Origin of the sequence: Halorubrum ezzemoulense DSM 17463 (assembly GCF_002114285.1) — an archaeon.
Taxonomy (GTDB): Archaea; Halobacteriota; Halobacteria; order Halobacteriales; family Haloferacaceae; genus Halorubrum; species Halorubrum ezzemoulense.
The window spans coordinates 1-26,971 of sequence record NZ_NEDJ01000016.1; the positions used below are offsets into that span (position 1 = coordinate 1).

27 protein-coding genes, 2 tRNA genes and 1 pseudogene are annotated in these 26,971 nt (G+C 69.6%); 19 read left to right on the plus strand and 11 right to left on the minus strand.

Annotated features, from left to right (window positions below; genetic code table 11):
• From B9H04_RS06455 to B9H04_RS06480, 6 genes and pseudogenes are all read left to right on the plus strand, one after another.
• Positions 1 to 195, plus strand: a pseudogene (locus B9H04_RS06455) (PAS domain-containing sensor histidine kinase); the annotation flags it as partial.
• A 30-nt stretch (positions 196 to 225) separates the two neighbouring features.
• Positions 226 to 309, plus strand: a tRNA-Leu gene (locus B9H04_RS06460).
• A 502-nt stretch (positions 310 to 811) separates the two neighbouring features.
• Positions 812 to 2,467 (plus strand): CTP synthase, encoded by a 1,656-nt coding sequence (locus B9H04_RS06465; RefSeq protein WP_049932723.1) that lies wholly within the window; start codon positions 812 to 814, stop codon positions 2,465 to 2,467.
• The gene (guaA, locus tag B9H04_RS06470) at positions 2,468 to 3,385 is read left to right on the plus strand and encodes a glutamine-hydrolyzing GMP synthase (protein WP_049932721.1); all 918 of its coding nucleotides are present in this window, start codon (positions 2,468 to 2,470) and stop codon (positions 3,383 to 3,385) included.
• Positions 3,385 to 3,771 (plus strand): DUF7126 family protein, encoded by a 387-nt coding sequence (locus B9H04_RS06475; protein WP_049932720.1) that lies wholly within the window; start codon positions 3,385 to 3,387, stop codon positions 3,769 to 3,771. Before guaA ends, B9H04_RS06475 begins: the two co-directional genes overlap by 1 nt.
• Positions 3,768 to 4,058 carry a glutaredoxin family protein gene (locus B9H04_RS06480; protein ID WP_085682553.1) on the plus strand — a complete coding sequence of 97 codons (291 nt, stop codon included), beginning with the start codon at positions 3,768 to 3,770 and terminating at the stop codon, positions 4,056 to 4,058. Before B9H04_RS06475 ends, B9H04_RS06480 begins: the two co-directional genes overlap by 4 nt.
• A 45-nt stretch (positions 4,059 to 4,103) precedes the next feature.
• Here the strand turns inward: B9H04_RS06480 and B9H04_RS06485 are convergent, their stop codons facing one another.
• Positions 4,104 to 5,786, minus strand: a complete 1,683-nt coding sequence (locus B9H04_RS06485; protein WP_049932717.1) for an HVO_2922 family protein — start codon at positions 5,784 to 5,786, stop codon at positions 4,104 to 4,106.
• Between the two features lie 117 nt (positions 5,787 to 5,903).
• On the opposite strand from B9H04_RS06485, the gene B9H04_RS06490 reads away from it, so the two are divergent.
• The 4 genes from B9H04_RS06490 (at position 5,904) to B9H04_RS06505 (ending at position 11,230) form a co-directional block, all read left to right on the plus strand.
• Positions 5,904 to 7,088 (plus strand): metal-dependent hydrolase family protein, encoded by a 1,185-nt coding sequence (locus B9H04_RS06490; protein ID WP_176450643.1) that lies wholly within the window; start codon positions 5,904 to 5,906, stop codon positions 7,086 to 7,088.
• A gap of 75 nt (positions 7,089 to 7,163) precedes the next feature.
• Positions 7,164 to 9,329, plus strand: a complete 2,166-nt coding sequence (ligA, locus tag B9H04_RS06495; protein WP_085682554.1) for an NAD-dependent DNA ligase LigA — start codon at positions 7,164 to 7,166, stop codon at positions 9,327 to 9,329.
• A gap of 81 nt (positions 9,330 to 9,410) precedes the next feature.
• Positions 9,411 to 10,418, plus strand: a complete 1,008-nt coding sequence (locus B9H04_RS06500; protein ID WP_049932714.1) for an ABC transporter ATP-binding protein — start codon at positions 9,411 to 9,413, stop codon at positions 10,416 to 10,418.
• Positions 10,415 to 11,230, plus strand: coding sequence for an ABC transporter permease subunit (locus tag B9H04_RS06505; protein WP_049932712.1), 816 nt, complete (start codon positions 10,415 to 10,417; stop codon positions 11,228 to 11,230). Before B9H04_RS06500 ends, B9H04_RS06505 begins: the two co-directional genes overlap by 4 nt.
• A 500-nt stretch (positions 11,231 to 11,730) precedes the next feature.
• On the opposite strand, the gene B9H04_RS06510 is transcribed toward B9H04_RS06505, so the two are convergent.
• Positions 11,731 to 11,804: transfer RNA gene (locus B9H04_RS06510), tRNA-Val, on the minus strand.
• Positions 11,805 to 11,865: 61 nt separating this feature from the next.
• On the opposite strand from B9H04_RS06510, the gene B9H04_RS06515 reads away from it, so the two are divergent.
• Both B9H04_RS06515 and B9H04_RS06520 read left to right on the plus strand, forming a co-directional pair.
• Positions 11,866 to 12,345 carry a DUF192 domain-containing protein gene (locus B9H04_RS06515; protein ID WP_049932711.1) on the plus strand — a complete coding sequence of 160 codons (480 nt, stop codon included), beginning with the start codon at positions 11,866 to 11,868 and terminating at the stop codon, positions 12,343 to 12,345.
• A gap of 66 nt (positions 12,346 to 12,411) precedes the next feature.
• Positions 12,412 to 12,825: an SHOCT domain-containing protein gene (locus tag B9H04_RS06520; protein ID WP_049932709.1), complete on the plus strand. Its 414-nt coding sequence runs from the start codon at positions 12,412 to 12,414 to the stop codon at positions 12,823 to 12,825.
• A gap of 35 nt (positions 12,826 to 12,860) precedes the next feature.
• Here B9H04_RS06520 and B9H04_RS06525 read toward each other — a convergent pair whose 3' ends face one another.
• The 4 genes from B9H04_RS06525 to B9H04_RS06540 all read right to left on the minus strand — a co-directional run bounded on the left by B9H04_RS06525 (position 12,861) and on the right by B9H04_RS06540 (position 17,406).
• Positions 12,861 to 13,979 carry an ABC transporter ATP-binding protein gene (locus B9H04_RS06525; protein WP_085682555.1) on the minus strand — a complete coding sequence of 373 codons (1,119 nt, stop codon included), beginning with the start codon at positions 13,977 to 13,979 and terminating at the stop codon, positions 12,861 to 12,863.
• A gap of 102 nt (positions 13,980 to 14,081) precedes the next feature.
• On the minus strand, positions 14,082 to 15,026 hold the full coding sequence (locus B9H04_RS06530; protein WP_049932707.1) for a carbohydrate ABC transporter permease: 945 nt from the start codon (positions 15,024 to 15,026) through the stop codon (positions 14,082 to 14,084).
• Positions 15,023 to 16,009, minus strand: coding sequence for a carbohydrate ABC transporter permease (locus B9H04_RS06535; protein WP_049932706.1), 987 nt, complete (start codon positions 16,007 to 16,009; stop codon positions 15,023 to 15,025). Before B9H04_RS06535 ends, B9H04_RS06530 begins: the two co-directional genes overlap by 4 nt.
• Positions 16,010 to 16,062: 53 nt before the next feature.
• Positions 16,063 to 17,406, minus strand: coding sequence for an ABC transporter substrate-binding protein (locus B9H04_RS06540; RefSeq protein WP_049932704.1), 1,344 nt, complete (start codon positions 17,404 to 17,406; stop codon positions 16,063 to 16,065).
• Positions 17,407 to 17,553: 147 nt separating this feature from the next.
• Here B9H04_RS06540 and B9H04_RS06545 point away from each other — a divergent pair, with 147 nt between their 5' ends.
• The 5 genes from B9H04_RS06545 to B9H04_RS06565 all read left to right on the plus strand — a co-directional run bounded on the left by B9H04_RS06545 (position 17,554) and on the right by B9H04_RS06565 (position 22,078).
• A complete protein-coding gene (locus B9H04_RS06545; protein WP_049932702.1) occupies positions 17,554 to 18,210 on the plus strand; it encodes a DUF4013 domain-containing protein in 657 nt (218 codons plus the stop codon).
• Between the two features lie 84 nt (positions 18,211 to 18,294).
• Entirely contained in the window at positions 18,295 to 19,344 is a 1,050-nt protein-coding gene (locus tag B9H04_RS06550; protein ID WP_085682556.1) for an AAA family ATPase, read from the plus strand.
• Positions 19,341 to 19,982 (plus strand): protein sorting system archaetidylserine decarboxylase, encoded by a 642-nt coding sequence (locus B9H04_RS06555; RefSeq protein ID WP_085682557.1) that lies wholly within the window; start codon positions 19,341 to 19,343, stop codon positions 19,980 to 19,982. The genes B9H04_RS06550 and B9H04_RS06555 overlap by 4 nt, the downstream gene beginning before the upstream one ends.
• A gap of 148 nt (positions 19,983 to 20,130) precedes the next feature.
• Positions 20,131 to 20,799, plus strand: a complete 669-nt coding sequence (locus B9H04_RS06560) for an HVO_2922 family protein (RefSeq protein ID WP_049932699.1) — start codon at positions 20,131 to 20,133, stop codon at positions 20,797 to 20,799.
• A gap of 103 nt (positions 20,800 to 20,902) precedes the next feature.
• Complete coding sequence (locus B9H04_RS06565; RefSeq protein WP_049932698.1) at positions 20,903 to 22,078, plus strand: DNA primase; 1,176 nt, start codon at positions 20,903 to 20,905, stop codon at positions 22,076 to 22,078.
• Positions 22,079 to 22,124: 46 nt separating this feature from the next.
• Here B9H04_RS06565 and B9H04_RS06570 read toward each other — a convergent pair whose 3' ends face one another.
• The 5 genes from B9H04_RS06570 to B9H04_RS06590 all read right to left on the minus strand — a co-directional run bounded on the left by B9H04_RS06570 (position 22,125) and on the right by B9H04_RS06590 (position 24,757).
• Entirely contained in the window at positions 22,125 to 22,340 is a 216-nt protein-coding gene (locus B9H04_RS06570; RefSeq protein ID WP_049932697.1) for a DUF7472 family protein, read from the minus strand.
• Positions 22,341 to 22,398: 58 nt separating this feature from the next.
• Positions 22,399 to 22,590: a hypothetical protein gene (locus B9H04_RS06575; protein WP_049932696.1), complete on the minus strand. Its 192-nt coding sequence runs from the start codon at positions 22,588 to 22,590 to the stop codon at positions 22,399 to 22,401.
• Positions 22,591 to 22,714: 124 nt separating this feature from the next.
• Positions 22,715 to 23,059, minus strand: a complete 345-nt coding sequence (rpl12p, locus tag B9H04_RS06580; RefSeq protein ID WP_049932695.1) for a 50S ribosomal protein P1 — start codon at positions 23,057 to 23,059, stop codon at positions 22,715 to 22,717.
• A gap of 16 nt (positions 23,060 to 23,075) precedes the next feature.
• Positions 23,076 to 24,122, minus strand: a complete 1,047-nt coding sequence (locus B9H04_RS06585; RefSeq protein WP_049932693.1) for a 50S ribosomal protein L10 — start codon at positions 24,120 to 24,122, stop codon at positions 23,076 to 23,078.
• The gene (locus tag B9H04_RS06590; protein WP_049932691.1) at positions 24,119 to 24,757 is read right to left on the minus strand and encodes a 50S ribosomal protein L1; all 639 of its coding nucleotides are present in this window, start codon (positions 24,755 to 24,757) and stop codon (positions 24,119 to 24,121) included. Before B9H04_RS06590 ends, B9H04_RS06585 begins: the two co-directional genes overlap by 4 nt.
• 283 nt (positions 24,758 to 25,040) lie before the next feature.
• Here B9H04_RS06590 and B9H04_RS06595 point away from each other — a divergent pair, with 283 nt between their 5' ends.
• Both B9H04_RS06595 and B9H04_RS06600 read left to right on the plus strand, forming a co-directional pair.
• The gene (locus B9H04_RS06595) at positions 25,041 to 26,585 is read left to right on the plus strand and encodes an acyl-CoA carboxylase subunit beta (protein ID WP_085682558.1); all 1,545 of its coding nucleotides are present in this window, start codon (positions 25,041 to 25,043) and stop codon (positions 26,583 to 26,585) included.
• Complete coding sequence (locus B9H04_RS06600) at positions 26,585 to 26,923, plus strand: hypothetical protein (RefSeq protein WP_049932688.1); 339 nt, start codon at positions 26,585 to 26,587, stop codon at positions 26,921 to 26,923. The genes B9H04_RS06595 and B9H04_RS06600 overlap by 1 nt, the downstream gene beginning before the upstream one ends.
• Positions 26,924 to 26,971: the final 48 nt, after the last annotated feature.

Genomic DNA, 26,971 nt, shown 5'->3' on the forward strand with positions numbered 1-26,971 from the left:
GGTCCGTGGCTGCCGGAGGAGGATGGCGGACGGTGGGATGTTAGCGCCGTTGGCGTCGCTGCGGGGGGCGGGGGCGGGCGCGGGCTCGCTATCGTCGAGCACGTGGCGGCCGCGCACGGCTGGACGCTCGAAGTCGACGAGTCCCCAGAGGGGGGCTTCCGGGCGACGCTGGTCGGTGCGGAACCGACGGGATAAAGAGGAGGCCGATCCAACGCCAGTCCGCGTGCGAGGGTAGCCAAGCCCGGAAACGGCGGCGGATTCAAGCTCCGCTCCTGTAGAGGTCCGTGGGTTCAAATCCCTCCCCTCGCATCGCCGGGGTCCTCCCCCCGTGATGCGGGAAGACGCTCTCGGAGCGCTCTTCCCTCGCAAAATCCACTCGAACGCCGCGAGCGACTGCTCTGTCAAATCGGCTGCCAGAGGGACCTTCGGTCCCTCGCTGGAGTCAGTCGTCCGAAGCGAAGCGAGGACGACTGACGAGGCCGGGGAGGCGCGAGGTGCGGTTGCTGTGTGGGGCGGGACTCAAACGGGCGGTCGCGACGGCGAAGCACGACGAACAAACACCGCAGGGAGCGAGCGGAGTGAGCGACTGAGGACCACAGCGAGTCGCGCGAGTCCTCGCGACCGGGGCTTTGGCGGTGTTCGCCGATGATCCACGGTCACCGACTTCCGAACAAGCGGTCGACCTGACGGCCTCGATCACCTCGCCACCACACAGTTCTCCACGGTGATCCGACACGTCCCGAAACGACACGAACGTCCAGCGAACCGCGGGGTCCGAAACGGTTTTGCCCCGGCCTGCCGGACGGTCGATATGCCAGCAGATCCCGACACGGGGTACGACCCCTCGCTGGGTCGGAAGTTCGTGTTCGTCACGGGCGGAGTGATGTCCGGGCTGGGCAAGGGCATCACCGCCGCCAGCACCGGGCGCCTTCTCGCCAACGCGGGCTTCGACGTCACCGCAGTCAAGGTGGACCCGTACCTCAACGTCGACGCCGGGACGATGAACCCGTACGAGCACGGTGAGGTGTACGTCCTCAAGGACGGCGGCGAGGTCGACCTCGACCTCGGCAACTACGAGCGCTTCCTCGGGACCGACATGACGTTCGACCACAACGTTACCACGGGGAAGACGTACCAGCACGTCATCGAGCGCGAGCGCGCCGGCGACTACCTCGGCAAGACCGTCCAGATCATCCCGCACGTCACCGACGACATCAAGCGTCGCATCCGGGAGGCCGCCGAGGGGAGCGATGTCTGTCTCGTCGAGATCGGCGGGACGGTCGGAGATATCGAGTCGATGCCGTTCCTCGAAGCCCTCCGCCAGTTCGCCCACGAGGAGGACGACGATGACATCCTCTTCACGCACGTCACCCTCGTCCCGTACTCGAAGAACGGCGAGCAGAAGACGAAGCCCACCCAGCACTCCGTGAAAGAGCTGCGCTCGATCGGCCTCCAGCCCGACATCCTCGTCGGCCGCTCGGAGGACCGGCTCGACCCGGAGACGAAAGAGAAGATCGCGCTCTTCTGTGACGTGCCCACGGACGCCGTCTTCTCGAACCCCGATGTCGAGGACATCTACCACGTCCCGCTGATGGTCGAAGACGAGGGATTAGACGAGTACGTGATGGAGCGGCTCGGCCTCGCCGACGAGGCGCTTCCGAAGGAAGAGCGGTCGACGGAGTGGCGCGAGCTGGTCACCCGCGACCGCGACGAGGAGATCGACGTGGCGCTCGTGGGCAAGTACGCGCTTGAAGACGCGTACATGTCGATCCACGAGGCGCTGAAACACGCCGGCATCCAGACCGGCACCGAGGTGAACGTGCTGTGGGTCGATGCCGACGAGACGCAGGCCGAACACGAGAAGCGGCTCGCCGAGGCCGACGCGGTCGTCGTCCCCGGCGGCTTCGGCTCCCGCGGGACCGACGGGAAGATCGAGGCGATCCGCTACGCCCGCGAGAACGGCGTGCCGTTCCTCGGGCTCTGCTTGGGCTTCCAGATGGCCGTCGTCGAACACGCGCGCAACATCCTCGGGCTCGACGGCGCCCACTCCGCGGAGATCGACCCCGACACGCCGCACCCCGTCATCGACCTGCTCCCCGAGCAGTACGAGACGGAGGACATGGGCGGGACGATGCGGCTCGGCGCCCACGAGACCGACATCGAGCCCGACACGCTCGCCGCCCGGGTGTACGACGCCGACGCCTGTACCGAGCGCCACCGCCACCGCTACGAGGTGAACCCCGAGTACATCGACGATCTGGAGGCCGACGGACTCGTCTTCTCGGGGCGCGCCGACAACCGGATGGAGATACTCGAACGCCCGGACCACCCGTTCTTCTTCGGGACGCAGGCGCACCCCGAGTTCCGGTCGCGGCCCGACCGCGCGAGCCCGCCGTTCGTCTCCCTCGTCGAGGCGGCGCTGGGATCGACGGACACAACCGAGCGGAACGCGGACGTGAGGCTATAGATGGTCGAGACGGAGGAATTCATCGCGGAGGCGAAAGCGGAGATACGGGAGGCGATCGGCGACGCGAACGCCGTGATCGCCTTATCCGGCGGGGTCGACTCCTCGGTCGCGGCGACGCTCGCCTACGAGGCGGTCGGCGACCAGCTCACCCCCGTCTACGTCGACACGGGACTGATGCGGAAGGGGGAGACCGCGGAGATACGGGACACGTTCGACTTCATGGAGTCGCTGCGCGTCATCGAGGCGCAGGACCGGTTCTTCGACCGGCTCGAAGGCGTCACCGACCCCGAGGAGAAGCGCCACGTCATCGGCGAGGGGTTCATCGACGAGTTCGAGACGGTCGCGCGCGACGTGGACGCCGACTACCTCGTTCAGGGGACGATCTACCCCGACCGCATCGAGTCGGAGGGGAACATCAAGTCGCACCACAACGTCGGCGGGCTCCCCGAGGTCGTCGACTTCGAGGGGATCGTCGAGCCCGTCCGCGACCTCTACAAGGACGAGGTGCGCGAGGTCGCCCGGGAGCTCGGCCTCGAGGAGATCATCTCCGAGCGCATGCCGTTCCCCGGGCCCGGGCTCGCCGTCCGGATCGTCGGCGAGGTGACCCCCGAGAAGGCCGCGGTCGCCCGCGAGGCGACCCACGTCGTCGAGGAGGAGTTAGCGGAGTACGACCCGTGGCAGGCGTTCGCCGCGGTCCTCGGCAAGGCGACCGGCGTCAAGGGCGACAACCGCGTCCACGGCTGGGTAGTCGCCGTGCGCTCCGTCGAGAGCCGTGACGGGATGACCGCCCGCGCGCAGGAGCTCGACTGGAGTACGCTCCAGCGGATCCAGAGCCGGATCACCGGCGAGAACGAGAACGTGGCGCGGGTCGTCTACGACGTGACCCACAAGCCGCCCGCGACGATCGAGTACGAGTGATGACGGACCAACCACTCGCCGTCGTCGCCGGCCCCGACGAGCACGGGCTCGGCGAGGAGCTCGCCGCGTGCGGCGTCGCGATCAACCGTATCGAGGGGCTCGTCACCGCCGACGCGCTCGCCGAGGCCGGCATCGCCGACGCCGCGTACTTCGTCCTCACCGACGTGGAGGAAGCGACCGGTATCCCGGTCGCGAAGGAAAAGAATCCGGAGGTCCAGATCGTGACGTACGCGAGCCGGTCGCTGCCGGAGTTCGTCGCGACGGTCGCCGACCTCGCGGTCGGCCCCGAACTGCTGGACGCCGCGACGGTCGCCGAGGAGCTGACCGGCGACGCGGACGACCCCGCCGAACCGGCCGACGACGCGGACGGCTCCTCCGAGCCGTGACCGGGGACGAAGCCTCGGCCGACGACGGCCCGACGACCGTCCCGGTCACCCTCTACACCCGCGAGAACTGCTCGTTGTGCGTCGTCGCCCGCGAGACGATCGAGTCGGTCGCCGCCGACCTCGACCCCGTGACGGTCGATATCGACGAGATAGACGTCGATACCGACCCGGAACTGGCCGACGAGTACGGCGAGCGCGTCCCCTGCGTGCTGGTCGACGGCCACCCGGCGTTCAAGTACGAGGTCGACGAGCGCGACCTGCGGCTGAAGCTCCTCGCGGCGACCTGATCCGGGTGAAAACGCGCGACGGACCGCCCGGCTCTACCGCCCGGTCTACTGCTCGACCGTCTTCGCCCCGGGCGCGTTGGCCTTCACGCCCGTCACGGCCTCGACGGCGTTCGACCGGGAGGCGTACCCCTCGCCTGAGTCCGCGAGGACGTTGCCGTTGCGGTGACGGAGCCGCCAGCGCCACTCGTCGGCGGCGTCCTCGTATATCTCGAACGCCGCCCCGCCGGCCGCCAGCGCGCTCGCGTCGGGGGCGTACTCGCCGACGCGCTTGACCGCGTCCGTCGCGTTCGACTCGGAGGCGTACCCCTGGCCGGAGTCGGCGATGATGTTCCCGTTGTCGTGGACGAGCCGCCAGCGCCACTTGCCGCCCCTGTCCTCGTAGGCTTCGAACGTCGCCTTGCTCTCGCCGTCGCCCGCCCGGCCCTCCGCCTCCTCGTCGTCCGGGAACTCGAGCCCCGCGCCGCCCGCGTTGGACCTGACGCTGTCGAGCCCCTGCTGTGCCTTCGACCGGGAGGCGTACCCCTGGCCGGAGTCGGCGATGACGTTCCCGTTCTGGTGGACGAGCCGCCAGCGGTACTCGCTGGCCGCGTCCTCGAACACCTCGAACGCGGCGGGGTCGATCCGGAGGTAGTCCGCGGCTGCGACGTGGTCGCGCAGCTTCGAGAGCGCGCGCTTCGCGTTCGACTTGGAGGCGTACCCCTCGCCGGAGTCGCCGACGATCTCGCCGTTGTCGTGGCGGAGCCGAAAGCGCCACTCGTCGGCGGCGTCGGCGTACAGCTCGAACGTCGCGTCGCTCTCCGGGCCCTCCGTCTCGTCCGGGATGGCCACGTCCGGGTCCGTCGCGTCGGTCGGCTCCGGGCCGTCGTCGTCGGCCACGGCCGCCGCCTCCTCGACCGGCGTCTCGATCCGGAGGAGGCCGGCGCCGAGCGCGTTCCGGCGCACGCTGTGGAGGCCCTGCTGGGCTTTCCCGCGGCTGCTGTACCCCTGTCCGGCGGTCGCGATGACGTTGCCGTTGCGGTGGCGAAGCCGCCAGCGCGGCTTCCCGCTCGCGTCCTCGAACAGCTCGAACCGGGCCTTGCTCTCGCGCAGCGACGCGACGACGGCCTCCGCGGCCGTCAGCTCGTCACGGGTCGCTTCGAGGTCGGCCTCTGTCTCCGAGAGATCTTCACGGGCCGCCTCCAGCTCGGACTCCGTCGACGCCAGCTCGCCACGGGTCGCCGCCAGCTCCTCACCCGCCTCCTCGGCCGTCGCGGTCGCCGCGGCGGCCTCGTCGCGCATGCGCTCGTAGTCCTCGTAGACGGGGTCCGAGAGCAGGGGGACGACCGTCCCCGCGACCCCGATCAGGAGGAGCCCGACCCCGTAGACGGTGATCACGGCCGGGTCGCCCGACGCGGTGAGCCACCCGTCCGGGAAGACGTTCACGAACCACACGACGCCGAGGACGCTCACCGCCGTGCCGAGGTAGCCGAGGTACGTCCCGGTCCGCCGGAGCGGGAACCGGATCACGGCCCCGAGCATCACGAACGGCGGGGCCAGCGCGGCCAGCGCGTACCCGACGCCGCGGGCGACGGTCGCCGACTCGGTGAGGAGAAACACCGCGACGCCGGCGAGGCCGAGCAGCACGCCGAAGCCGAACAGCCAGTAGCCGTTCACCTCGTCGGTCGTCGTCGGCGTGCCGATTCGCCGCCGGTACAGTCCGCCGCCGTCTTGTTTGTCATCTGTTGCCATATGACGGCTGACTCCGGCCAGCCGGTTATATGTAGTGGCGATTGACACGAGCGCGCGCTCGCCTCCCCGACTACCGCGACCCGAGCGTTTACGACCCTGACGCTCCCTCGTGGTGGCATGTACGTACTGCGAGGCGGTCGCGTGGCGGACGCCGAGGGGACCCGCGAGGCCGACGTGGCGGTCGCGGACGGCGATATCGTCGCGGTCGGCGAGCCGGCGGCGGTCGACGACGCGGTCGCGGAGCGCGACGCGGGGGAGGTCACGGAGGTCGACGCCGACGGGCGGGTCGTCTCGCCCGGACTGATCGACGCGCACGTCCACGCGATGATGGACGGGCGACCGGACGTCTCGACGGCGGTCTCCGACAGCGACTACGCGGCGAGCTACCGGGCCGCGAGCAACCTCGAGGCCGCGGTCGAAGCGGGCGTCACGACCGTCCGCGACCTCGGCAGCCGCGGGACGCTCGCGCTCGACGCCGGCGAGGCGATCGCGGCCGGCGACATCGACGGGCCGCGCGTGCTCGCCTGCGGCCGCAACGTGATCATGACCGGCGGCCACGGCAACTGGTTCGGTCGGGAGGCCGACGGCCCCGCGGAGGTGCGGAAGGCGGCCCGCGAGCAGCTGAAGGCGGGCGCGGACGTGCTCAAGTGTATGGCCACCGGCGGTGTGCTCACCGAGGGCGCGGTGACGGGTGCGCCCGAACTGACACCCGAGGAGCTCGCCGCGTTCACCGACGCCGCGGCGCCCACGGACACGCCGACCGCGGCCCACGCTCACGGCGAGGTCGGGATCAAGAACGCGGTGGAGGCCGGCATCTCCAGTATCGAACACGGGACGTTCATGGACCGCGAGGCCGCCGAAATGATGGCCGAGCGCGGCACCTACTGGGTGCCGACCGCGAGCGCCCTCCGCGGCATCGTCGACAACGGGATCGAGGCCGGGATCCCCGAAGACGCCGTCGCGAAGGCCGAGGACGCCGCCGAGCGCTTCGGCGACGCGTGGGACCACGCGCTCGACGCGGGCGTCCCGATCGCGATGGGGACCGACGCGGGCACGCCGTTCAACTTCTTCGAGGAGATCCCGCAGGAGATGGGGTACATGGTCGATTACGGGCTCTCGCCGGAGCGCGCGCTGGAGGCCGCCACCGTCAACGCCGCCGACCTGCTCGGACTCGACGACGTGGGGCTCGTCGCCGAGGGGTATCGGGCCGACCTCGTCGTCCTCGACGCCGACCCGACCGAGGACGTCGAGGCGTGGCGGGACCCGGACGCGGTGTTCGCCCGCGGCGAGCGCGTCGCCTGACGGCCGACCCGGACACCGTCCGACGGCCGCTCGCGAACCGGCCTTTTTACCGGGTCGCGCCCCGACGATCGACCGATGACGACCCCGTCGACCCGGCACGCGGACCCGGACGGGAACCCTTACGTCGAAGACCCGCCGACCGACTTCGACCCGGTCGCCGACCTCTCCGAGGACGAGGCCGCCGAACAGGCCGCCCTGCTCCGGGCGGCCGTCCGCGAACACGACCACCGGTACTACGTCGAGGCTGCCCCCCTCGTCACCGACGAGGAGTACGACCGGCTGTTCGCCCGACTGGCGGACCTCGAAGCGGCGTTCGACCTCCCGACCGAGGACTCGCCGACGCGCCGAGTCGGCGGCGAACCGCTCGACGAGCTGGAGAGCGTCGAGCACGTCGCGCCGATGCGCTCGATCGACAACGACACCGACGCCGACGCCGTCCGCGAGTTCGACGAGCGCGTCCGCGAGGGATTGGCGGACGCGGCCGACGCCGGCGACCTCCCCGGGTTCGACCCCGGCGACCTCGCGTACGTCTGCGAGCCGAAGTTCGACGGGCTCTCCGTCGAGGTGGTGTACGAAGGCGGCGCGTACGTCCGCGCGGCCACGCGCGGTGACGGGCGCGAGGGCGACGACGTGACCGAGCAGGTCCGGACGATCGGATCGGTCCCCGCGCGGCTCCGGGGCGACGACCACCCCGAGCGCCTCGCGGTCCGCGGGGAGGTGTACATGCCCCGCGACGCATTCGAGGCGTACAACGAGGCGCTCATGGAGCGCGGCGAGGAGCCCTTCGCGAACCCTCGGAACGCAGCGGCCGGGACGCTCCGCCAGCTCGACCCCGCGGTCGTCGCCGAGCGCCCCCTCGACGTCTTCTTTTTCGACGTGCTGGCGTGGGAGACGGGCGACGACGGCCCCGAGCGCCCCGCGCGCCACCGCGACGCGCTCGACGCGTTCGCGTCGCTCGGCCTCCGGCGGAACGACCGCGTGAAAGTCGTCGACGATGTCGAGGCCGCGATCGACTACCGCGACGAGATCCTCGCCGCCCGCGACGAGCTGAACCACGCGGTCGACGGCGTCGTGATCAAGGTCGACGCGCAAGCGCACCGCGAGGCGCTCGGGAGCACGTCGCGCGCGCCGCGGTGGGCGTTCGCGCATAAGTTCCCGCCGCGGACCGCGACGACAACGGTCGAGGGCGTCACGGTCCAGGTGGGCCGCACCCGACGGCTCCCGCCCGTCGCCGAGCCCGACCCCGCCGCGGTCGGCGGGGTCACCGTCTCGCGCGCGACGCTCCACAACCCCGCGGAGATCGAGGCGCTCGGCGTGAACGTCGGCGACCGGGTCCGGATCTACCGCGCGGGCGACGTGATCCCCTACGTCCCGGAGGTCGTCGAGAAGCGGTCGGAGGGGACCTACGAGTTCCCCGACGCCTGCCCGGTCTGCGGCGCCGCGGTCGAGCGCGACGGCCCGCTCGCGTTCTGTACCGGCGGGCTCGGCTGCCCCGCGCAGCTGGAGCGGGCGGTCGAACACTGGGCGCGCCGCGACGCGCTCGACGTGGAGGGGCTCGGCCCGGAGCGCGTCGAACAGCTCCGCGAGGCCGGCCTCGTCGAGTCGCTGCCGGACCTGTACGACCTGACCGCCGCCGATCTCGCCGCACTGGAAGGGTGGGGCGAGACGAGCGCCGAGAACCTGATCGCCGAGCTCGACGCCACCCGCGACCCGCCGCTCGACGACTTCCTCGCCGGACTCGGGATCCCGGACGTCGGCGCGACGACGGCGCGGGCGCTCGCCGCGCACTTCGGGACGCTCGACGCCCTCCTCGACGCCGACGAGGCGGCCCTCCGCGAGGTCGACGACGTCGGCCCCGAAGTGGCCGGGTCGATCCGCTCGTTCTTCGCCCGCGAGGAGAACCGCGCCGCGATCGCGGGGCTCCGCGAGCGCGGCGTCGACCCCGAGCCGTTCGAGAGCGACGCGGGCGACGCTCCGGCCGACGCGCTCGACGGCCTCACCTTCGTGTTCACCGGGTCGCTCTCCGTCCCGCGGAGCGAGGCCCAGGCGCACGTCGAGGCGCACGGCGCGTCGGCGACGTCGAGCGTCTCCGGGAACACGGATTACCTCGTCGCCGGCGAGAACCCGGGCCGGTCGAAGCGCGACGACGCGGCCGCCGAGGACGTGCCGGTCGTCGACGAGGACGGGTTCGGCGACCTGCTCGCGGACCGCGGCGTCGACTGGCCGCCGACCGACGACTGAGGCGACGGGAACGGGGGCACCGTCGGCCGCGCTCCGCGGCGACCCGCAACCATTTATCAACTTACGACGGAACCGAATGATATGACCGCGATCGAACTGCGGGGCGTGACCAAGGAGTTCGGCGACGTCACGGCCGTCCGCGACCTCGATCTCACCGTCGAAGACGGCGAGGTGTACGGGTTCCTCGGCCCGAACGGCGCGGGCAAGTCGACGACGATCGACATGCTCTTGGACCTCGTCCGCCCGACGGCGGGGACGGTCCGCGTCCTCGGTGCCGACGTGGCGACCGACGGGGTCGATGTCCGGCGTCGGACCGGCGTGCTCCCCGACGGATTCTCTGTGTACGACCGCCTCTCCGGGCGGAAACACGTCGAGTTCGCCGTGGAGTCGAAAGAGGCCGCGGACGACCCAGACGCGCTGTTGGCGCGCGTCGGGCTCGCCGACGCCGCCGACCGGGCCGCCGGGGAGTACTCGAAGGGGATGCGCCAGCGGCTCGCCCTCGCGATGGCGCTCGTCGACGACCCCGACCTGCTGGTCCTCGACGAGCCCTCCTCCGGCCTCGACCCGGCCGGCGCGAAGGAGATGCGCGAGATCGTCCGCGCGGAGGCCGAGCGCGGTGCGACCGTCTTCTTCTCCTCGCACATCCTCGAACAGGTCGACGCCGCCTGCGACCGCGTGGGCATCCTCCGCGACGGCGAACTGGTGGCCGAAGACTCCGTCGAGGGGCTCCGCGAGGCCGTCGGCGGCGAGGAGACGCTCGACGTCGCGGCTGCCGGCGCCGACGACGAGGCGGTGGCGGCGGTCCGCGCGCTCGACGGCGTCTCGGGCGTCACCCGCGACGGCGACGAACTGGTGGTGAACTGCGACAGCGACACGAAGACCGAGGTCATCGCCGCCTTGGAGGACGCCGGCGTCGCGGTCGCCGACTTCCACACCCGCGAGGCGTCGCTAGAGGACCTCTTCCTCGCATACACGGAGGGTGGCGCGGCGACGCGCGACGCCGACGCCGCCGCCTCCGCGCCGACCGAGGGCGAACCGACCGACGACGCGACGGACGACGATTCGGCGCCCGAGGAGGTGGACCGATGAGCCTCATCGCCATCGCCCGGAAGGACTTCCAAGAGACGGTCCGGTCACGGGGCATGATCGCTTTGGTGGTGCTGTTCTCGCTGCTCGTCGCGGCGTTCGCGTTCGCCGTGCGCCCCACAGCCGAGAGCGAGCAGTTCGCCACGGAGGTGCTGTTGAGCGTCTTCATTGGTCCGTTCCTCGTCACGACGCTCGTCCCGCTCGTCGGCGTCGTCGTCGGCTACAACGCGGTGAGCGGCGAGCGCGAGTCCGGTTCGCTGAAACTGCTCCTGTCGCTGCCGCACTCGCGGGCGGACGTGGTCTTCGGCAAGGTCGTCGGCCGCGGCGCGGCGCTCGCGCTCGCGGTGTTCGCCGGCTTCCTGCTCCCCGCGCTCGTGTTGATCGCCGCGCCCGTCGTGTTCAACGGCGGCGCGTTCCTCGGGTACACGGTGTTCGCGGCCGCGCTCGGCGTCGTGTTCGTCTCGATCGCGGTCGGCTTCTCCGCCGCGTCGTCGACCCAGCGCCGGGCGCTCATCGGCGGCGTCGCGATCTACGTCCTCTTCGTCCTGCTCTGGGGCGCGGTCACCGGGCGGCTCGTCGGGGCGGCCGGCCCCCTCGTCGACGCGCTCCCGGTGTCGGCGACGCAGCTCCGGGTGTTCCTCCGCGTCTCGAACCCCACGACCGCGGTGGAGGCGCTGTCGAACGCGTTCCTCGGCGAACAGCTGTTCAGCGGCGAGACGGCGAACCGGCAGCTCTCCGCGGCCGCGATGTTAGTCTTCTGGACGCTCGCGCCGCCGCTCGCCGGCCTGCTGAAGTTCGACGCCGACGACCTGTAAGCGGGGGCCGCGCCTGCGGCTCGCGGAGTCGCTCGCCGCAGGAAGTTGGATCGGGAGGATTCGAATCCGCCCTCAGACACGCACGTCGCTGTCGCTCACGGTGTGTTCGCGACAGCGACAGTGGGCTCGGGCGGGTTCGAACCGAAATCGGACGTGCTCGCTCGCTCCGCTCGCTGCGCGCGACCGATAGGGTTCGACAGCCCTCGCACACATTTCTGTGATTCACTCAGCTTTGAACATTGCCGTGTTGACACTCTTGGGCCCGAAATCGGACGGAAAGACGCTCTACGAGGAGTTTACGGTATCGGTCGAACAGGAGAGTGATTCACAGAGGATGATGAAGGCAGCGTTCACGGCGTTTGAACCTCTAGTGGAGAGCGGAGCGTCTGCGGCTGAACCCTCTTTTCCATGCTCACACCGTCTCAGCCGCCATTTTGGTCGATTAAGTGTTAGATACTCAATATTCAAAACTGAGTGATTCTCTTCGTTCGTCCCAGAAATGGGCTCGGGCGGGTTCGAACCGCCGATCTCAGCCTTGTAAAGGCCGCGTCATAACCAGCTAGACCACGAGCCCTCACCCGTTTGAACCCACCGGGAGCGGAAAACGGTTTCTTTCTCCGGCGCGACGATCGACCGTGAACCGCCGTCTCGCCGGGGTCGCGGCCGCGCTCGCGCTCGTCCTCCTCGCCGTCGCCGCCGTCGCCGCGACCAACCCCGCGTTCCTGATCACCGGCTACGACACGACCACGGTCGAGGCCGTCGACGGCGACACCGGGGAGTCGCTCGCGACGGTCGAGGCCCGCGTCGCCGACGGCTTCCTGAAGCAGTACGTCGGACTCTCCGCGACCGATGACCTCGACGCGGGCGAGGGGATGCTGTTCGTTCACGGCGACGCCGCCGAGCGCGCCTACGTGATGCGCGACATGGCGTTCCCAATCGATATCGTCTTCGTCGATACCGACGGGACCGTCACGACGATCCACGAGGCCGCGCGGGAGTCAGGCTCGCTCACGCGCTACGAGGGCACCGGGAAGTACGTCCTCGAAGTCCCCCGCGGGTGGAGCGAGCGCCACGGCGTCGACCCCGGCGACCGACTGGTGATCGACCGCGAGTGACGCCGCGGCGCCGCGGTCGCGCCCGGCGACGAAACCGCTTTCAGCCTCGCCGGCGTCGCCACGACCATGACCGGACTCCCCGCCCGGATCGCGTGGAACCTCCGCCACCGCTGGCGGCGGATGTTCGCGCTCTGCGTCGTCGGCGCCGGCGTCGCCGCGCCCCTCCTCACCGGCGTCTGGTGGTGGCTCCCGCTCGTGTGGTTCTTCGGCCTCTTCATCGCGCTCCCGATCCTCCACACGCTGGTGAAGCCGGTCCCGGACGACGGCTCCGACGAGGACGCGCACGCGACCGGCGACCCCGCGCTCGACGCCCTCCGCGAGCGCTACGCGAACGGCGACATCGACGAACGCGAGTTCGAACGCAAGCTGGACCGCCTCCTCGAAACCGAGGACGCCGAGACGGTCGACGCCCCCAGCGAGGACGTCGCGAACAGGGTCCGCGAGGGCGTCCGGCGCGAGGTAGAGCGGCTGCGGGAGTGAAAACGAGGCCACCCCCCGAAAGCGATTCCGGCGCGTTACTCGTCGATCTCGCGGTTGTGGACCGCTTCGCCGGAGGTCCCGTCGAAGAGGTGGATCGTCTCTTCGGGGATCTCGACGGTGATCTCGTCGCCGGCCGAGACCTGCTGGAGGCCGCCGACGGTGGCGATGAACGTCTCGCCCTCCGGGGCGTCCGCGAACCGGAGGTACACGGTGTTCTCGTCGCCCATCGGCTCGACGACCTCGACGACCGTCGAGAAGGTGTGGTCGCCGGCCGAGTCGCCGGCCAGCGAGATGTCCTCCGGACGGACCCCGAGGGTGAGGTCGGTCACGTCGCCCACGTCGTCGAGCGTCGACCCCGAGAGCGGGTAGTCGAACATGTCGCCGACGAGGGTCTCGCCGTCCCGCTCGACGGGGAAGAAGTTCATCGACGGGTCGCCGATGAACCCGGCGACGAACCGGTTCGCCGGCTCGTGGTAACACTCCAGCGGCGTCGCGACCTGCTGGAGCTCGCCGGCGTTGAGGATCGCGATCCGGTCGCCCATCGTCATCGCCTCGGTCTGGTCGTGCGTGACGTACATCGTCGTCACGTCGAGCTCGTCTTGGAGGCGCTGAAGCTCCGTCCGCAGCTCCGACCGGAGCTTGGCGTCGAGGTTGCTGAGCGGCTCGTCCATGAGAAACACCTCCGGGTCGCGGACGATCGCCCGCCCGAGCGCCACCCGCTGCCGCTGGCCGCCGGAGAGGTCGGCTGGCTTCCGGTCCAGCAGCTCGGCGATGCCCATCGTCTCCGCGGCGTCGGCGACGCGCGTCTCGATCTCCCCGTCGGAGAGATCCGTCGGCTCCTCTAACCCGAACGCCATGTTCTCCTCCACGGTCATGTGGGGGTACAGGGCGTACGACTGGAACACCATCGCGATGTCCCGGTGCTGCGGTTTCACCTCGTTGACCCGCTGGCCCGCGAGGCGGATCTCCCCGCTGGAGATCGTTTCAAGGCCAGCGACCATCCGGAGCGTCGTCGACTTGCCACAGCCTGAGGGACCGACGACGACGAGGAACTCGCCGTCGCGCATCTCGATGTCGACGTCGTCGACGGCGACAATCTCGCCGTCGCCGTCGGGGAACACCTTCGTCACGCCGTCGAGTTCGAGCGTTCCCATCCTATCGCCCCCGCGAGTCGGCGCGGCGGTTTGAGAGCGATTCCTCCGGTCGGCTGCGTGAGTGCTGTCGAGTCATAGATTGCTGCTGGCGAGCGATGGCGGTCACGTCGCCACCCCCTCGGCGAACTCCTCGCCGAACGCGATGTACACCGCGAGCGTCGGGAGGGCGGCGATGAACGCGCCCGCCATGCGGAGCGCGAAGTCTTGGCCTTCGAGGGACGTTCCCAGTCCCGCGAGGATCAACACGATCGGCGCGGCCGCGCTGGACTCCGTTTGGACCAACACGAGGGTGAACAGGAGGTCGTTCCAGATCTGCGTGAACTGATAGATCAGGACCACCGCGAACATCGGTCCCGAGAGCGGGAGCACGATGCGGCGGTAGATCCGGCGAATCGACGCGCCGTCCAGCCGCGCCGCCTCGATCATCTCGTCGCTCATGTTCTTGTAGTACGACCTGAACAGAACAGTACAGATCGGCAGGCCGTACGCCACGTGCGTGATGATCAGTTCGATGACGCTGGCGTAGTCGTTGTTGATCCCGAGCGCCCACAGGAACCCTAACCACTCTTGGAGCGGGATCATCGACCAGAACTGCGAGAGCGGCACGAGAACGGCCTGATAGGGAATGAATACCCCGGCGACCAGCAGCGCGAGGACCGGCGCCTTGTACTTCTGCTTCCAATTCGACTGGGTGAGCCCGTAGGCGGTGAAACTCCCGAGGAGCGCCGAGATGACGGTCGCCGGGATCGCGTACAGCGCGCTGTTGATGAGTCCCCGGCCGAGCGCGTCGAACGCCGCCCGCCACTTCTCGAAAGTGAACGTACCGCCCGTGGGCGGCGCGAAGGGAAGGGACCCGCTCACGCCGCTGGCCGTCTTGAACGAGGTGACGAGCCCCGACTCGATCGGGATCAGGAAGAAGCTCAACATCCCGAGCAGCCCGAGGTACAGGAGGACCCGGTACGCGTCGAGGCCCGAGAGTAGTCCAGCGGACGCTCCGGGGCCCGCTTCCGTTACCGTACCACCGTCGGTTCGTGCGTCGTTGCTCATAGGTTCCCTCGGTTGTACTGGTAGTAGAGGTACGGACCGACGATGCCGAGCGTCATCACGAACAGGGTGATGGCGACCGCGGACGCGTACGCCCAGTTCAGGTTCGCGTACGCCTCGCGGACCATCTTTGTCGCGAGGATGTCGGCCCCGTTCGGTGGTCGGTACCCGCCGACGAGCGAGTAGAGGAAGTCGAACGCCTTCAGCGCGAACACCATCAGGACGACCGAGGCGCTGATCGTCGACCCCTTCAGCTGGGGGATGATCACGCGCCAGTACATCCTGACCGTGGAGGCCCCGTCGACCTTCGCCGCCTCGTAGTGTTCGTTCGGAATCGCCCGCAGGCCCGCGAGGAACACGACCATCGCGTACCCAGCGAACTGCCACATCAGCGCGAACATGACCGCCCAGAGGACGATGTCCGGGTTCCCGATCCAGTCGACTCGGCCGAGTCCGAGCGACGTGATCACGATGTTGATCACCCCGTTGTTGAAGTTGAACATCCACGCCCAGAACTGGGCGGTGACGACGAACGAGAGGCTCATCGGCAGCAGGTAGATCGTCCGGAAGGTGTTCTCAAACCGGATGTTCCGGTCGATGAGGATCGCCAACCCGAGCCCGAGCGCAAGCGTCACGAGGGTGAACCCGACGAGCAGGATGAAGGTGTTGATCGCGGCGTCGACGAACCCGCTGTCCGCCAACGCGCGGCTGTACATCTGGAGGTCGAGGTCGCTGTAGTCCGGGGTCCCGAATCCGGTGAAGTCCGTCAGCGATATCAGGAGGTTCCAGATGATCGCTCCGTAGACGAACAGTCCCACCAACAGGAACGGCGGGAGCCAGAACTGCGACGACTCCACGAAGTCGCTGCCGAAGCGCTCGTTCAGCGCGGCGACCGGACTGAACCCGGAGCGCTGCCCGTCCTCGGCGACGCCGCCGTCCGTGACCGCGTCGCCACTGTCGTCGCCGGTGTCAGTATTTCGTGTCATATTGTTCTTCGTGCGCCGAAACCGCCGAAATCCGGTCGCATCGTGGACCGGAGTCAGTTAGAGACCGCGTCGACGAATCCTTGCGTGGCGGCGTCGACGTCGTACGGTCCGGAGAATTCGCTGGAGATCACGTCGTTCAGCGACGTCATGGTCTCCGAGGGGACGCCGAGACCGTGCTGGAGGTTCGGCGGTCGCTGGTCCGCGCTGGCGAAGTCCTCCTGCGTCTCCTGGAGGTACGGGCCGAACTGGCTCATGTCCACGTCGGTGCGCGTGGGGATCGAGCCCTTATACTGGTTGAACGCGACCTGTGCCGCCTCGCTGCCGGCGAAGGCCATGAACTGCTCCGTGGCCTCCGGACTCGGGTTGTCCGAGGGGTAGAGGAACGAGTCGAAGTGGAGCATGTACATGCCCTCCGAGCCGGGGTACGTCTTGAAGCCCCAGTCCTCGTCGTAATTGAAGTCCTCGGCGTTCCGGTAGGCGCCGGCCGCCCAGTTCCCCTGGTGGATGAACGCCGCGTTCCCCTCGATGATGTTCTGGTTGGACTCGGTGAGCCCGATCGAGGAGGCGTCCTCGTTGATGTAGTTCCCGAGGATCTCCGCGAGCGACTCGAAGGTCGCGCGGACAGCGGCCTCGTCCGGGCTCCCGTCAAGGAAGCTCATGTACGCGTCGTACCCCTCCTGTCCGAGCATCGTCGAGGCGAACAGCTGGGTCGTGGTCCAGGTGCCGCTCGCGCCGTGGGTCATCGGAATCGCGTCAGTCTCGCTCTGGACCGTCTCCAGCGCGTCGATCAGCGCCGAGACGCTCGTCAGCGAGTCGGGGTCGACGCCCGCTTCCTCGACGACCGACGTGTTGTAGAACAGGCAGTTCAGCCGGTGCGAACCGAGCGGAACGGCCCGGTACGCGCCGTTGTACTGGTGGAGGTCGACCGCCTCGTCGACCATCACGTCCTCGAAGCCTTCGGACTCCCAGACGCCGCCGACCTCGCCCAGCACGCCCTCGTACCGCTGGAGGTTCGGGCCGGGCCAGTTGGCGAAGGAACTCGGCGGGTCGCCGTTCTGGAGCCGGTTCGCGACGACCGCGTCGAGGTTCTGATTCCCGCCGCCGCCGATCGGGTTGAACTCGTGGTCGACGTCCGGATACTCCTCCTCGAAGGCCGCGACGAGTGCTTCGGCCGCGCGGGCGCCGTCGCCGCCGGTCCACGCGTGGAGCACTTCGAGCGTGTTATCGCTGCCGCCGTCGCCGTCACTTCCGTCGCCGTCGCCGCCGTCGCTACCGTCGCCGCCGTCGCTACCGTCGCCGCCGTTGCCGCCGGAACAGCCAGCGAGGCCTGCGAGCGTCGCTGCCCCCGTCGCTCCGACGAAGTGTCGCCGCGACAACCGCTTGTCTTGATTTGTCATGGTACTTCACTATGTACAATGGATCTTTGGCATATATACTTACTCATTTTTTTAGAACTATTTCTGACGGATTTCTTTACGGACGGTTTCAGTCCCGAGCGACCCGGGACCGACGGGCATACCACGGTTCGGGCGATGAGCGTACTCATGCGCCCCTCGATCGCCGCCGTCACGTACCCGATCGCCGGCGACGCTGCCGAGCGACCGCTGCTTGCTGTCTGGCTGCTGTTCGCGCTGTCGGTCGTCGTCCCCGTGCTCCCGGCGGTGCCGGTCGTCGGCTACCTCGTCCGCGTGTTGGCCGCCAGCGAGCGCGGCGAGTCGATCCCGCCGTTCCTCTCCGAGCCGCGGACGCTCGTTCGTCGGTCGATCGGGGGAGCGGTCGTCTGTTTGGCGTACCTCGGCGTTCCGCTCGCTGCCCTCCTCGTGACGCTCTACGGGGTCGTCTCGCTGGAACCCGGCGCGAACGCGCCTGTCGGTCGGATCCTCGCCGGCTCGACGGCCGTCCTCTTCCTCGGCATCCTCGGCACGTATCTCGCGCCGATCGCGTTGACCGTGTACGGGCGCGAGGGGTCGCTCCGCGGAGCGTTCTCCCCGGACGCCGTCCGCCCGGTCGCCGGACACGCGGCGTATTTCTTCGGCTGGACGCTCGGCTTCACCGCGCTCGTGGTCACCGTTGGAGTCGGCGGCGCGCTGTTCACCCTGTCGCGTCTCGGCCCCCTCGCCGGGACCCTCGTCCTCGCGTACGGCCTCCTCGTGGCCGCGTACCTCCTGGGTCGCGCCGTCGAGCGCGCGAGGCGACGGTAGGCCGCGCTGTCGGCCGCCGAACGCACGCCGCTGGGGGCGCCGCGACCGACCGATTCTTGACCGGGCGGCCCGGAGGTGACGGTAATGCAGGGACCGCTGTGGATAGACACGCACGCGCCAGATCTCGACGAGATCCGGCAAAACGAGGCCCGCGACCGCCTGCGCCGGGCCGTCGACGAGCCGATGAACCTCGTCGTTCAGGGGCCGCCGGGGGTCGGGAAGACGGCGGCCGCGCGCGCGCTCGCCGACGCGTCGCACGCCGACCCGGACGCCGACCTGATCGAGATCAACGTCGCCGACTTCTTCGGCCGGACGAAAAAAGAGATCCGCACCGACCCGCGGTTCGAGGGTTTCCTCGCGGGGCGGAGCAGCAGGGCGAAACGCGACATGATAAACCGCGTGCTGAAGGAGTCCGCGTCGTACGCGCCGATGTCCGGCGAGTACAAGACGGTCCTGTTGGACAACGCGGAGGCGATCCGCGAGGACTTCCAGCAGGCGCTGCGCCGCGTGATGGAGAAGCACCATCGGACCACGCAGTTCGTGATCGCGACCCGCCAGCCCTCGAAGCTCATCGCCCCGATCCGGTCGCGCTGCTTCCCGGTCCGCGTGCGCTCCCCGACGACCGACGAGACGATCGACGTCCTCGAGACGATCTGCGACTGCGAGGGCGTCGACTACGACGGTGACGGGCTGGAGTTCGTCGCCAGCGCGGCCGGCGGCGACCTCCGAGAGGCGATCCTCTCGGCGCAGGCGACCGCCGTGGAGGGCGACGAGCTCACCATGTCGACCGCCTACGAGACGCTCGGCGAGGTCGGCGACGACGACGCGCTCCGCGAGGCGCTCGCCGCCGCCCGCGACGGCGACCTGAAGGGCGCGCGCTCGACGCTCGACGACCTCCTCGACGAGGGGTACAGCGGGCAGGAGCTGCTCCGCGAGACGCTCCGTGTCGCCCGCGCCGGTTCCGAGTTCGGCGGCGACGACCTCGCGCGGCTCCACGCGCTCGCCGGCGAGGTCGACCTCGACATGACAGACGGGCTCGACGACACGACGCACCTCGTCCACCTGCTCGCGGCGTGGGCCGCGGGGCGGACCGAGCTCTCGCCCGAACTGCGGGACGCGGAGGTGCCCCCGTGAGCCGCGCGCCGCCGCTCTCGCGGCTCCTCCCGTTCCCGGTGGTCGACGCCGCGTGGGACTTGGCGCTCGTCCCGGCGCTCGCGGGCGCCGTCGCGCTGCCTGTCCTCTCGCCGGTCGGCGTCGCGCTCGTCGCGCTCGCGGTCGGGATCCTCTGGTTCCACCGCGACCCGGAACGCGATCCGCCCGACCCGGAGGAAGCGGTCGTCTCCCCCGCCGACGGCACGGTCTCCGTCGTGCGCGAGGAGGGTTCGCGGCTCCGCGTCGGCGTGTTCATGAACGTCACCGACGTCCACGTCAACCGCGCGCCGATCGCGGGCGAGGGCACGGAGGTCCGCCACCGCCCCGGCGCGAACCGCCCCGCGTTCGACAAGGAGTCGGACCGCAATGAGCAGGTCGCGATCGACTTCGGCGACTACGAACTGCTCGTCATCGCCGGCTGGTTCGCCCGCCGGATTCGCCCCGCGGTCGAGGCGGGCGACCGGGTCGAGCGCGGCGACCGCGTCGGACACGTTTCGTTCGGCTCGCGCGCGGACGTCGTGTTGCCCGCGGACGTGACGCGCGACGACCTCCTCGTCAGGGAGGGCGACGGCGTGCGCGCGGGCGAGACGATCATCGCGGAGCGGCCGGACGATCCTTAGATCCCTCGCGCGACGCGGCCGAACGGTTCCGGACCTCTCGCGCGGCGCTGTTGCGCACGGCGTCGAATCGGGCGTCGCCTCGGACCGCACGACCGACATCCGAGTTCGGGCATACGCTTTTGTTTCGCGGCAGTGACCGTTATCGCGTATGCCAGATGATACCATCCACGAGTCGAAGCGGTCGCGGACCCGACAGGGGCTGGCCACGTACCTCCGCCGGATCGCTCGGGCGCTGGGACGCGGCGAGCCGGTGCCGGTCGACGAGGCCGGCACGGTGACCGTCGACGCGGCCGCCACCGGCGACGTCGAGGTCGAACTCGAACGCGACGACGAGACGGTCCACCTCGAGGTCGAGATGGAGTGGCCCGATGAGGAGGCCGCGGTCGACTCCGACGCGGCCGCGAGCAAGGCCACGTTCGAGCTGTACGCCGACAGCGCCGACCAGTACCGCTGGCGGCTCCGACACGACAACGGGAACATCATCGCCGACGGCGGCGAGGGGTACGCCGACAAGCGCGACGCCCGCTCGGGGATCGAGAGCGTCCAGCGGAACGCCCCGGGTGCGCACGTCGTCGACGTCTCGCGCGACGAGGAGGCGCCAGACGAGGGGGGCAGCGACGCCGTCTTCGAGCTGTTCCGCGACAAGGCGGACAAGTACCGCTGGCGGCTCCGGCACGGCAACGGCAATGTCATCGCCGACGGGGGACAGGGGTACGCCTCCAAACAGAAGGCGAAACAGGGGCTGCGCAGCGTCAAGTCGAACGCGCCGGGCGCGGCCGTCGAGGAGCCCGGAGACCCCGAGGGATCCGAGGAGTAGCACCGCCCGCCCCGTCTGGGGCTTCGACCCGCCCGGTCCGATCCCGCTCGACCGACCGCGGACCGCACCGCTTATTCGCCGGCCCTCACTACCTCGGGCCGACATGGACGCGCTCGACGCCAAGTACCCGTTCTTCGCGAGCGCCCGCGAGGCGGTCGCGTCCGCCGGGGTGTCGCTGCCCGACCTCGTCGCGGCCGACGCCCCGGCCGTCGAGCGCGCCCGCGAGCGCGTCGAGCGCGCACTCCTCGAAGGAACGGTCGCCTCGGAGAGCGGCGCGTTTCCCGGCGAGTCGGCGTACGACGTACAGGCCGAACTCCTCTCGTACCCCATCGCCCGGATCCTCGTGTCGCTGCTCGACTCCGACCCCGCCATCGAGAAGTACGCTGCCGCTGAGGCGGCGACTGCTATGGACCGGGTTCGTCGCGACCTCGAGACCGACGACGAGTTGCGGTCGGTGTCGACCGCGACGGTTGCGCTCGACGACCTGCTCGCCGAGTTCGACCTCGCGGACGCGGTGCGCCCCGGCCGTAGCGCCCCCGCCGGCGTCAGCGGCGGTTCGAGGGGCGGCGCGGCCGGGGGAACGACCGGGAACGCCGCGGGCCGTGACCCCGACCACTACCGGATCGACGTCGGATCCTACCTCCGGCTCACCTCGCCCGAGTGGGGGGACTCGTGGCGGCTCGTCAACCGCGCGCTCGCCGACGGCGCGGTGCGCGTCACGCGCGACGAGCTACTGGCGGCGCTGGAGGCCGCCGTCGAGGAGCGCGTCGCCGAGGGACTCCCGTTCGAGGACCTCGGGGAATCGCTCGCCGAGGCACTGGAGTCCCGTGTGGCCGACCTCCGGGGCCTGCTCTCCGAGCGGACGTACGCCGAACCGCCGGATGTCGTCGACCGCGAACTGTTCCCGCCGTGTATGACCAACCTGATCGAGAAGGCCGCGGACGACACTAAGCTCTCGTCGGCCGAGTCGTTCGCGCTGATGGCGTTCCTCGTCGGCATCGGGATGACGCCCGACGAGGTCGTCGCCTTCTGTGCCGACACGAGCCTCGACGCCGAGGGGATCCGCTACCAGACCAAGTTCCTGACCGACGACCGGGGCACCCAGTACCCTCCGCCGACCTGCGAGACGCTCGCGAACTACGGGATCTGCCACAACGAGGACGACCACATGCAGGTCGCGATCGGCCCGCTCTCGTACTACGAGAAACGCGTGGCGGCCGCCGACGAGGTGACGGACTGGCGGGCCGAGCGACGACCGGACGAGACGACCGGGGCGTGAACGCGACGCCCCGGACGCGGAGAAAGAGTCGGCGAGGTCGGACCGGCTACGGCTCGTCTTTCGCGCGCATCAGGTACGTCCCGATGCCGGCCATCAGCAGGACGAATCCGGCCAGCAGCCCGATGAGCGCGATCGCCCCTGCCTCGGGGAGGACCGTCGACCCGCCGAAGGTGACCCCGATCCCGACTAACCCGACGGTGAACACCGCGGCCGCCGCCAGCGAGACGGTGATCTGCCGACGGAGTTCCGCGTCGATTTCCATGGCTGCGGCTTCCCGTCGCCACTAAAAAAGGACTTCGATGGGCGTCCCGCCTGGCGACTCACCGCGCGAGATGGGTGATGTCCCGCCGCAGGCTGTACCCCCGCGGCACACCGACGACCTCCAGGCAGTCGGCGCACAGCACCCGCTCGTAGTCGCGGTTCGTGTCCTTCTCCAACAGAGAGACGTCTTCGAGCGGGAACACCGACTCGCACCGGTCGCACTCCGCCTTGTCGCCGTCGACGATCTTCATCGCCTCTCGGTACCCGGGATCCGTACATAAAATCGCGGCCGGCGTTATCACTCCGGATATCGGCGGTCGGAAAAATCGCGTTCGAGCGTCGGTCGATGCGGTCGGGGGTCGGTGGGCTCCGGCGTTAGCCGAAGAGCTCGCCGAGGCCCTCGCCGCCGTCGCCGTCCTCTTCGTCGTCGTCGGCCTCGTCGGCCTCCTCGGCCTCGTCGGCCTCTTCCTCCTCGTCGTCATCCGCCTCGTCGGCGGCGTCGGCGTCGGCGGCGCCACCGGCGGACGCGCCGGCGGCCGGGGCCGCGGCGGCCGTCTCGATGGCCTCCTCGATGTCGACGTCCTCCAGCGCGGCGACGAGCGCCTTGACGCGGGACTCCTCGACGTCGACGCCGGCGGCTTCCAGCACGCCGGTGACGTTGTCTTCGTTGATCTCTTCGCCAGTCTCGTTCAGGATGAGCGCAGCGTAAACGTATTCCATTGGTGTGTACCTCGTGTTATCCGAACATCGCGCCGAGACCGTCGCCGCCGTCGTCGCCGTCGTCCTCGTCGGCGTCGTCGGCGTCGGCCTCCTCGGCGTCTTCCGTGTTGTCGTCCGCCTGTTCCTCCTCGTCGTCGGCGTCGTCCGTCGCCGGCTCCGCCGCCGGCGCGGCCTCGACGCCCTGGAGCTCCTCGGGGAGCGCCTCGTCGTCGTCGATCTGCGCCGCGAGCGCGCGCAGCTGGGCGTCGGCCTTCCCGATCAGGTCGGGCACGACGTCCGGGCTCTCGATCTCCGCGAACAGCCCGACGGACTTCGCCTCGCCGGACGCCTTCGCGAGAAGGGTGCCGGCGGTGGCGGCCGTCGGGTACGCGGCGTTGACCGAGAGGTTTCGCGCGGCGGCCGCGGCGGACCGGATGTCCGCCTCGTACTCGTCGACGTCGAGTTCGAGTTCTTCCGGCTCGAACAGGACGCCCTCGGAGTAGACGGCGCGCAGGTCGAGACCGACCTCCTTGGGCTCGATGCCGAGCTCGACGAGGACGTTCGCGAGGTCGTCGTCGACGACCTCGCCCTCCTCCAGCACGGTCGAGTCCTCGGTCACCTTGATCGAGCCGTCCATGATGCGGGCGGACGCGCCGACCGTCTGGAGCTCGCCGACGAACGGTCCCGGGTCGACGCCGGTGTCGCCCTCGGGGATCACGATGTCGTTGGGGGCCACCTCGCCCGCGTTGATCGGGGCGGGGGTCTTCGAGGCTTCGAGCTGCTTGAAGAGGCCGAACGGGTTGTCGTTGGTGCCGACGAGCGCCACCTGGCCGCTGACGTACTCCGTCAGCGCCTCGACGCTGTCGCCGACCTCCTCGAGCGCTCGGGTCGTGAGCGTGTTGCGGCTCATGCGGACGGCGGCCGAGCCGTGGAGCTCCCGGCGCATGGCCTGGAGCTGCCGGCTCGGGATGCCGGCCACGCCGACGATCCCGACCGACTGGTAGGAGTCGATGAACTCGACGAGCTCGTCGACTTCCTCCCGTTTCCACTCGGGGATCGTCTCGGTCTTGCGGACCGAGCTCATACGGGCACCTCCTTCGCGGGACCCATCGTGGTCTTCACGTAGATCCCGTCGATGTTGAGCGGGCCCTTCTCGAGGTCTGCTTCGAGTCGCCGGATGATGACGTCGATGTTGTCCGAGATCGCGTCGGCGCCCATGTCCTCGGCGCCCACGCGGGTGTGGAACGTGCGCCGGTCGCGCGACCGGAGCTGCACCGTGTTCTTCATCCGATTGACTGTGTCGACGACGTCGTCGTCCGGCTGCAGTGGGGTAGGCATCTTCCCGCGCGGACCGAGGACGGTACCGAGGTACCGACCGATGTCCTGCATCAGGTTGGCCTCCGCGACGAAGAAGTCGGTCTCGCCGGCGAGGTCCTTTGCGCGGTCGTCGTCGTCTCCTAAGTCTTCGAGGTCGTCGCTGTCCAGCACTTCGTCAGCGACCTCCTCTGCGCGGACGGCGGTTTCGCCCTCCGCGAAGACGACGATCTGTGTCTCCTGCCCCGTTCCAGCCGGCAGCACGACGGACTCGTCGATACGGTTCGACGGATCGTTGAGGTCGAGGTCTCGCAGGTTGATCGCGATGTCCACGGTCTCGCGGAAGTTCCGCTCGGGCGCATCGTCGAGTGCGAGGGTTACGGCCTCTTGTATTGTGTCTGCCATTTTCACCTCCGTAGTACGCAGGTCGCTCCTACGGGTCAGTGAAACAGGCGAAGCCTGTCTCATCGGAGAGTGGTTCATCGGAGGTTTAAAAGCGTCGAACCGCCGGTCGCCGTGTGAACCGGAGGCAGGGCCGCTCGCCGGCGGTCACGCGGTCGCGCCCGCTTCGCCGGGCCGCAGGACTCGGATTCGACGGGCGTCGAACGCCAAAACGTCGGATAGGGGAACCCTTTTGACGGCGCTCTTCGACCCACGAAGTAATGACGCAGGGTGGTCCGCCGTGACGATGGACGACCGCATCGACGACCTCCGGGAGCGCCGCGAGCGGGCGGCCAAGGGCGGCGGCGAAGACCGGATCCAGTCGCAACACGACAAGGGGAAGATGACCGCTCGCGAGCGGATCGACTACTTCCTCGACGACGGCACGTTCCACGAGTTCGACCGGTTCCGCACCCACCGCAACCACACCTTCGGGATGGAGGAGAAGCAGATCCCGGGCGACGGCGTGGTGACCGGCTACGGCGAGGTGAACGGCCGGAAGACATTCGTCTTCGCGCACGACTTCACCGTCTTCGGCGGGTCCCTCGGCGAGGTGTTCGCCGAGAAGGTGTGTAAGGTGATGGACAAGGCGATGGACGTGGGCGCGCCGGTCGTCGGCCTCAACGACTCCGCGGGCGCCCGCATTCAGGAGGGGGTCGCCTCGCTCGGCGGCTTCGCCGAGATCTTCCGGCGCAACACGGCGGCCTCGGGCGTGATCCCCCAGATATCGGCGATCATGGGGCCGTGCGCCGGCGGCGCGGTGTACTCCCCGGCGATCACGGACTTCACCTTCATGGTGAAAGACACGTCGCACATGTTCATCACCGGGCCGGACGTCATCGAGACGGTCACCGGCGAGGAGGTGAGCTTCGAGGAGCTGGGCGGCGCAGTGACCCACTCGTCGACATCCGGCGTGGCGCACTTCGCCGAGGAGAGCGAGGAGGAGGCGCTGGACAACATCGCGCGGCTGCTGTCGTACCTCCCGGCGAACAACGTGGAGGACCCGCCGCGCGTCGAGCCGTGGGACGACCCGGAGCGCGCGGACGACGCGCTCGCCGAGATCGTCCCCGACGCCCCCCGGAAGCCGTACGACATGAAAGACGTGATCGAGAGCGTCACCGACGAGGGCTCCTTCTTCGAGGTTCAGGAGAACTTCGCGAAGAACATCGTGGTCGGCTTCGCCCGGCTCGACGGCCACTCCGTCGGCGTCGTCGCGAACAACCCCCGCGTGAACGCCGGCACCCTCGACATCGAGTCGAGCCAGAAGGGCGCGCGGTTCGTCCGCTTCTGCGACGCGTTCAACATCCCCATCGTCACCTTCGAGGACGTGCCCGGGTTCATGCCCGGCACGGATCAGGAGCACAACGGGATCATCCGCCACGGCGCGAAGCTGCTGTACGCCTTCTCCGAGGCGACCGTCCCGCTGCTCACCGTCATCACCCGGAAGGCGTACGGCGGCGCCTACTGCGTGATGTCGTCGAAGCACATCGGCGGGGACGTCAACTACGCGTGGCCCACCGCGGAGATCGCGGTGATGGGACCGAAAGGCGCGGTCAACGTCCTCTACCGCGAGGAGCTGGCCGAGGCGGACGACCCCGACGCGCGCAGACAGGAGCCCATCGACGAGTACCGCGAGGAGTTCGCGAACCCCTACACCGCCGCCGACCGCGGCTTCGTCGACGACGTGATCGAACCGACCGAGACGCGCGCCCGCCTGATCGAGGACCTGAAAATGCTGAAGGGGAAGCGCTCGGACCAGCCCGCGAAGAAGCACGGCAACATCCCGATCTGATGGCGACCGACCACGAACCGGGCCGCGAGGGGTCGGCGGGCGAGGGTGCGGCCGACGAGGCTCCGACCACGGATCCGGCGCCCGCGCTCGCCGGCCTCTCGATCCCCGACGACGCCCGCGACGACGAGGCGGCCGCGATCGCCGCCGCGGTCGCTGCGCACCTCCGGGACGGCGAACTCGCCGCGGCGGCCGCCGCGAGCGACGCGGACGACGACCGCGACGAGGACCGCTGGGGCTTCGCCGCCCGGATCGACCGGCTCCACCGCCGCCGGGTGCGCGTCCCCGTCGACGCGCCGACGGACCCGTGGACCGCGGCCGGTCGGAGCGACCGGTTCTGACCCTCTCGGCGGAGGCGACCGACCCCGACTTCTCGCCCGACCCACTTC